Source organism: Eudoraea sp., assembly GCF_049669105.1.
Taxonomy (GTDB): Bacteria; Bacteroidota; Bacteroidia; order Flavobacteriales; family Flavobacteriaceae; genus Eudoraea.
The window spans coordinates 24320-30873 of the sequence record NZ_JBATKE010000111.1 but is presented as its reverse complement, the minus strand read 5'-3'; the positions used below and the strand labels follow the sequence as shown (position 1 = coordinate 30873).

Below are 6554 nucleotides of genomic sequence, written 5' to 3'. Positions count from 1 at the left end.
ATCTTTGGGATTTTGCTTTTTAGTGGGACAAAGAAAAAAACAAAACCAAAAGATTTTTGCTATGAGCGTAAGGGAAAGTTAAACGCCGGTTTGCTCCCGTACCGTTAATAGCCACAACGTTGTACCTCATTAAAAGTAAGCAATATGAAATTCAAAATCAGAGCATTAGACTATCACGAATTTGAGCCATTATTCGATTTATCAGATATTGAATTAGAGAAAAAAGGAATAAAGAAAATGGTTGTCGATACAAAGCCGGGTTATCCTTGTAGAGTGAGTTTAGAAGATGCCGAAATTGGTGAAGACGTACTTTTGATACCATATAATTATCATAAAACTACATCACCATACCAAGCAAAAGGACCAATTTTCGTTAGAAAGGATGTAAAAACAAAGCAACTTAACGACAATGAAATCCCAATTATGCTTAATCATAGATTATTGTCATTTCGTGGCTATAATAAAAATGGAATAATGCTAGAAGCTCAAACACAAAAAGGAGTTGATACCAATATTGTCCTTGAACAAATGTTTGAAAATAAAGAAGTAGAATACGTTCATATTCACAATTCAAGTCCAGGATGCTACAATTGTGAAGTACAAAGAATTAATTGAAAATGGAAAACGAGGTACAACAACGTGTATAGCTCATTGCGGCTGAATTCCTAATAGGAATTCATTGCAATTTGCTATCCTTCGGTTACGACGGAAAAGTGCGCTGGACATTTTCCGCAACGAGCCATACACAAACCGTTGTAATAAATTTACTATGAAAAGATATTTTATCCTCGTATTAATATTTGTTGTATCCAATTTGTATTGTCAAAAACAGGAAAAATTTAAAGCGCGAATTAATTTAGAAGAAAGTAATATCCTACCGAATATAGGTTCTATGGAGTCTGTTTTATTTGTTTTTACCGGAGATACCCACCTCATAAATTTCTATCTTGACTTAACTAAACATTTAAAAAAGCGATTTAAAAAATCTAAAACTGAGATTGACTTTAATTATGATTTATATTCAAAAAAACCTTTAGAAGCGGATTTAGAATTAATCCCATCAAAAAAATATGACAAATCCGATTATAAACTAATATGTTTAGTTAGTTTATCAGAATTCAAAAATTGGGACAATCATTTAATTGAAAATAGAAAACAAAATTACAAATTGAATATTGTGATTAATAGAGATGAATCAAACCACATGGTTGAATCAGCAAAAATTAATGTAAACAGTAATTATACGATTAGTACACAAAATAAAAACTCTAGTAAATTGATATTTGATTTATTAAATAATTAAATAAAAACTTGTTACAACACAGGCTATAATTCAGCGCACATCATTGCATCAAAACAAGATTAATCCTAAATTTATCAAATAAACAAAGGTGAACGATTTCGTCCTAGGCAGCTACGCCCCCAGCGCGGAACAATCCCGATAGTTATCGGGAACCAAGCTTAGGCTCCGCTGCTTTTAAATACGCCGAAATCATAGCCAATACGTTGGCAATCATTTTGACCCGTCCTGAAATATGTATACAAAAAATCAAATGTATATGTATAAAAATGACAGAGTAACTAAACGCAACGTGTATAGCCCACGCTGTGTAACTCTGGTTTGTGAAGAGACAGCGAAGGCCACAACCCATTATTGGAAGAAACAAATAAGAAGGGTTATTGAAAAACTCATGTTTTTATTATGTCAATAATTTATTAACTTTATCAATATAAACTAAATCATGTCATCCTAAAGGTTACCTATTCGGTTACCTAGATTATGGAAAGACGTTGAAAGTATTGAATTTAAAGGGATATGGGAGTGGCAGTTCAATCCTGCCACCCCGACTTAATTGTGCCGTCACGCCTGAGGCGTGACCACCCCGACTGAATATTTTTAAAACCTAATAATCAATTGAATATCAGTATTTTATATTTTTGTTAGCACTGTCAAAACGATACAAATTTCACATAGGAGGTGTCCTGTTGCGTGTCCTGTTTCTACTTTATATTTCAGCAAGGTTGGTGAACAAGTCCAAATTATCACCAACAATAAAATTGAGCAGGGGAGAACATTTTAATATTACTCCAATCGACTTCTGTAACCGGTTGGTGTAGTACCTAAAACCTTTTTCACATACCGCGTGAAAAAAGACCGACTTGAAAACATCATTTTATCGGTAATTTCTGAAATGTTCAGATTTTTGTTCTGTAAAAATAATATGATACGCTCCCTGGTGTAACGTTGGATCCATTCAGACGCAGTAACACCTGAGTTTTGTTTGCAAATAAAATTCAAATATTTTGGAGTAACGCTAAGTTTATTGGCATAATACCGTACTTCCCTTTCGGTCATACAGTGTTCCTGGACCAAATGAACGAAGCGCTCGTACAACGACCCACTTTGCAAGGTGCGTTTTCGGTGCTCGTATTCGTTCGCAAATGTGTGCCACATTTCAAGAATGAACAACCGCATTTGTAGTTTCAATACCTCTTCATAAAAACGATGTTCCCTATCCTGGAATTTGTCGTGCAACATTCGAAAATTTGATAAAACCCTTTGCCTGTCATTCTTTTCGTTCAAATGTTTTATGGGGTATTGACGGGAATGAAGGATGGCATCGATACTCCAGCTTTGATCAGGGATGTTATCGTATAAAAAATGTTTCTCCACCAGCAAGACAGTTGCCTTATAGGCTCTGGAAAATACCAAATCCTTCAATTGGCTTTCAGCGAACCAAAACAAAAATTCGCCGCCTTTACATTTCATTTTTTTGTTGTTGAACAAAAAAGAAATGCTTCCCCGGTGACAAAACAAATGTGTATGGTAATATGTATTGAAATCTATTGGAAATCCCTTTTCTTTCGACATTTCGATAAGAATAATACGTGGCTCCTTTTTCCCTGGCTCCTTCATTTCAACTATTGATTTTTACTAAAATAAGTAATATTTGACATTATTGGGGTAATTAATGTAACAAATGTGAATAACTAATTTTTACTTTTGTGGTATGAAAAAACTAACTCATTAATGAAAATGACTAATCGGACTCTGAAAAATTTAATTGTGGTACTGATTATTTTTCTAAGTGGTTTTAATGCAATGGCACAAGAAGAAACAGAACCGTTTCTAGATGATTTTAGAGGAACAGTAAGTATTACCAATAACGGAATTTCGTTAGTGCCCTCTTTTTCTTTGGGAGATCCGGCCCTTCTATTTGATTTAAAATTTACCAAGGGAAAATTAAGTTTTGAACCAGATATGCGTTTTGGGTTAGACGCCAAACCATGGACTTTTATATTCTGGTTTCGGTACAAGGCGATAGAAAATAAACATTTTTCCTTGCGCCTTGGGGCGCACCCTGCCCTGATCTTTAGAACGGTCAATGTTGTTAGAGACGGGCAGCCCGAGGAGCTTTTGGAGTCGCGGCGGTACCTGGCCGCCGAGGTGGCGCCCACCTATAAGATTTCGGACAAAGTTGAGCTTGGAGTTTACTATCTATATGGCCACGGTTTTGATGAAGGGGTTAAAAACACCCACTATATGGCATTGAATTCATCCTTCAACAACCTGTATATTTCCGAAAAGTTGTATTTTAATATATCCCCCCAAGCCTATTATTTGCTTTCGGACGATTTAAAGGGATTTTACATTGTGGGCTTTTTTTCCCTGATAAAAAAAGATTTTCCCATTTCAGTTTCGGCCATCCTCAATAAAGCTATCGATACCGAGATAGTGCCGGAAGATGATTTCACCTGGAATATTTCCCTGGTGTACAGCTTTGGCGGTGCCAACAGGCGAAAGTCGAAACAAAAAATATGATGGACATTGTAAATAATGTAATTTGTAAAAATGGATAAAGCAGAAAATCAAAAAAATAGTTCCCATCCGGTGGATAGGGATATTTTTGAACGGTTAAAGAAAGGAGAAACCATTCCGCCCAACGACCCTCAAGCCTATAGAATGCGTGAGGCCTCATACAGCACGAAAAAATTATTGGTGCAGATGAACAACGCTACTGACCCTAAAGAAATCAGGGCTTTACTGGGCCAAATTACATCTAGTAAAATTGACGATAGCGTTGCAGTTTTTACTCCCTTGTATATCAATTATGGCAAGCATACAAAAATTGGTAAAAACGTTTTCATCAACTTCGATTGTACTTTTTTGGACCTGGGAGGCATTACTATTGAAGATGGCGTACTGATAGCGCCTAAAGTCAGCTTGCTTTCTGAAGGCCACCCTCTTTCGCCTGATGAAAGACATTCGCTGGTTCCAAAACCCATCCACATTAAGAAGAATGCATGGATTGGTGCCAATGCCACCATTTTGCATGGCGTAACCATTGGCGAAAACTCTGTAGTTGCCGCCGGTTCAGTAGTATTAAAAGATGTTCCAGACAATGTTGTTGTAGGAGGAACACCTGCAAAAATCATCAAGAAAATTTAAAACAGATAAAATGAGAACAAAAATCACACTTGCAGTTGCCTTACTACTATTCATAGGTCAGGCCTGCAACACAAAAGTTGAAAAACAAGAAAACACAGAATCGAATCCTTCTGAACAAGCAATTTTTCCTAGGGGTGAAGCTGGGAATGCTGATAACTTCACAGGCAACGCTTATAATTATGGTTTAGTTGCAAATGATTCTATCTACAACACCCTCGTGGGGAATGTTTATTTCGAAAAAAGTGCCAGATCAAATTGGCACTTTCATCCGAGCGGGCAAATTCTAATTGTACTCGATGGTGTGGGATATCATCAGCTAGAGGGGCAGCCAAGGGAAACCATGAAAAAGGGCGATGTAATTAAGGTTCCCGCAAATACAAGGCACTGGCATGGCGCTACTGAAAACAACAGTCTTACACAGATGTATATTTTGCCGAAAACGGAAAATGGATTCGTTACCTGGCTTGAGCCTGTGACGGATGAGCAGTATACATCTAACAATTGAAACAAATGGAGATTATCAGATTAGGTTCTCAACCATCAGTTAAAGGCCCGTTCGGCGCAAGATATACTGAAGCTGGAGAAAGCTTGACTGGGCGATAAGGAATTTTAAAGACAAAATAAATTCATGAAATCTATACTTTTAATGGTTTTAATATTTTCTTCAGCTACAATAGGCAATCCATCACCTTGCGAAAAAGAAAATGCCCCCATCAAAACGGAAAACAATGGCACAATGGCAAACGAAACAATAAAAATCACGGTAAATTCACAAAGGTTTACCGCCACGCTTTTGGATACTGATTCCGCAATAGCATTCAAGGAACTATTGCCTATGACCATACAGATGACCGAGCTGAACGGTAACGAGAAGTATTATGATTTGTCTAAAAGTTTACCGACAAATTCCGCGAATCCTGGGTCCATTAAGAATGGCGACTTGATGCTCTATGGTTCAAAAACTTTGGTCTTATTTTACAAAACTTTCTCAACCTCTTATAGTTATACAAAATTGGGAAGCATCGATGATACAGCCGGACTTCAAAAAGCTCTTGGAGCTGGTAACGTAAGCGTTACAATGGATAAAAATTAGAATTCAATGGAAAGCATATTAGGACTAAACTCAATTAATCAATTAAATTACCTAACAAACTGAAAACGTGCTTACAATGAAAATAACAAAATTCTTAATTTTCTTACTGGTCTTACAGATTTCCCAAACGTCTTGTAGTCAAAAATCCAATCCGGTGATTTCTCTATTTCCAAAGGGTACCGTATTGCATGGTAATATAGCCTATAATAATGACACCTTACCGAAACACCTTTTGGATATTTACCTTCCGCCCAATGCAAAGGGTAAGGTTCCCTTAATTGTATTTGTTCATGGAGGTGGATGGATCGGTAATGACAAGTATGCCGACATCGGTTATATGAAAAATACAGTGGCAGAAATCATCAAAAGTGGGTATGCCCTGGCTTCAATAGATTACCGTTTTGCAACTCAGGCTATTTTTCCGGCCCAGATTCAGGATTGTAATAGAGCAGTATCCTTTTTATACGATAACGCTGAAAAATACGGGTTTGATAAAGAACGGTTTGTACTAATGGGGTTTTCCGCAGGAGGGCATTTGGCTTCGTTTCAAGGCCTATCGAACAATGACCAAATTGATGACTTCTTTATGCCCGCGACATCCCGTGATTTTTCCTTTACCGCCGTTGTGGATTTTTACGGACCTTCAGAACTGATTCTATTTCCCGGGGCCAATGACCCTAAATCACCAGAAGCATTACTAATAGGTGCCGCACCGCTTGACCGACCAGACCTTGCAAAGACCGCTAGCCCTACCACTTATATTGATGAGAACGACCCTCCTTTTTTAATTATACACGGTGAAAAGGACGATTTGGTTTCCCCACGACAATCTCAATTATTAAGTTCTTGGTTGACCGTAAAGGGTGTGGAAAACGAATTGATTATGGTAAAGGATGCACCGCATTATGGGGAGATGTTTGATGTGGATGACATTAGATACAAAGTAATTAATTTTCTAAAAATCCATCTGAATTAATACCATTAAGATGCTTTTTACAATTTGAGTCGTAG

Annotated in this window: 8 protein-coding genes; 7 read left to right on the top strand and 1 reads right to left on the bottom strand. The window is 37.1% G+C overall.

Annotated features, from left to right (window positions below):
* Window positions 1-144 precede the first annotated feature (144 nt).
* Window positions 145-615, top strand: a complete 471-nt coding sequence (locus WBM60_RS09705) for a DUF1203 domain-containing protein (RefSeq protein WP_424283014.1) — start codon at window positions 145-147, stop codon at window positions 613-615.
* Window positions 616-769: 154 nt separating this feature from the next.
* Window positions 770-1303 carry a hypothetical protein gene (locus WBM60_RS09700; protein ID WP_424262829.1) on the top strand — a complete coding sequence of 178 codons (534 nt, stop codon included), beginning with the start codon at window positions 770-772 and terminating at the stop codon, window positions 1301-1303.
* A 780-nt stretch (window positions 1304-2083) separates the two neighbouring features.
* On the opposite strand, the gene WBM60_RS09695 is transcribed toward WBM60_RS09700, so the two are convergent.
* Window positions 2084-2770, bottom strand: a complete 687-nt coding sequence (locus tag WBM60_RS09695; protein ID WP_424261958.1) for a helix-turn-helix domain-containing protein — start codon at window positions 2768-2770, stop codon at window positions 2084-2086.
* Between the two features lie 261 nt (window positions 2771-3031).
* Here WBM60_RS09695 and WBM60_RS09690 point away from each other — a divergent pair, with 261 nt between their 5' ends.
* The 5 genes from WBM60_RS09690 to WBM60_RS09670 all read left to right on the top strand — a co-directional run bounded on the left by WBM60_RS09690 (window position 3032) and on the right by WBM60_RS09670 (window position 6519).
* The gene (locus WBM60_RS09690) at window positions 3032-3823 is read left to right on the top strand and encodes a hypothetical protein (RefSeq protein ID WP_424277105.1); all 792 of its coding nucleotides are present in this window, start codon (window positions 3032-3034) and stop codon (window positions 3821-3823) included.
* 30 nt (window positions 3824-3853) lie between these two features.
* Window positions 3854-4450: a sugar O-acetyltransferase gene (locus WBM60_RS09685; protein ID WP_424261962.1), complete on the top strand. Its 597-nt coding sequence runs from the start codon at window positions 3854-3856 to the stop codon at window positions 4448-4450.
* Between the two features lie 10 nt (window positions 4451-4460).
* The gene (locus tag WBM60_RS09680; RefSeq protein ID WP_424261964.1) at window positions 4461-4955 is read left to right on the top strand and encodes a cupin domain-containing protein; all 495 of its coding nucleotides are present in this window, start codon (window positions 4461-4463) and stop codon (window positions 4953-4955) included.
* Window positions 4956-5078: 123 nt separating this feature from the next.
* The gene (locus WBM60_RS09675) at window positions 5079-5543 is read left to right on the top strand and encodes a cyclophilin-like fold protein (protein ID WP_424261966.1); all 465 of its coding nucleotides are present in this window, start codon (window positions 5079-5081) and stop codon (window positions 5541-5543) included.
* 76 nt (window positions 5544-5619) lie between these two features.
* Window positions 5620-6519, top strand: a complete 900-nt coding sequence (locus WBM60_RS09670; protein ID WP_424261968.1) for an alpha/beta hydrolase fold domain-containing protein — start codon at window positions 5620-5622, stop codon at window positions 6517-6519.
* The last annotated feature ends 35 nt before the right edge of the window (window positions 6520-6554 follow it).

Excerpts from the sequence above, each read along its gene's own strand:
- WBM60_RS09705 (WP_424283014.1), top strand. The coding sequence starts at position 145 with ATGAAATTCAAAATCAGAGCATTAGACTATCACGAATTTGAGCCATTA.
- WBM60_RS09700 (WP_424262829.1), top strand. The coding sequence starts at position 770 with ATGAAAAGATATTTTATCCTCGTATTAATATTTGTTGTATCCAATTTG.
- WBM60_RS09695 (WP_424261958.1), bottom strand. The coding sequence starts at position 2,770 with ATGAAATGTAAAGGCGGCGAATTTTTGTTTTGGTTCGCTGAAAGCCAA.
- WBM60_RS09690 (WP_424277105.1), top strand. The coding sequence starts at position 3,032 with ATGAAAATGACTAATCGGACTCTGAAAAATTTAATTGTGGTACTGATT.
- WBM60_RS09685 (WP_424261962.1), top strand. The coding sequence starts at position 3,854 with ATGGATAAAGCAGAAAATCAAAAAAATAGTTCCCATCCGGTGGATAGG.
- WBM60_RS09680 (WP_424261964.1), top strand. The coding sequence starts at position 4,461 with ATGAGAACAAAAATCACACTTGCAGTTGCCTTACTACTATTCATAGGT.
- WBM60_RS09675 (WP_424261966.1), top strand. The coding sequence starts at position 5,079 with ATGAAATCTATACTTTTAATGGTTTTAATATTTTCTTCAGCTACAATA.
- WBM60_RS09670 (WP_424261968.1), top strand. The coding sequence starts at position 5,620 with ATGAAAATAACAAAATTCTTAATTTTCTTACTGGTCTTACAGATTTCC.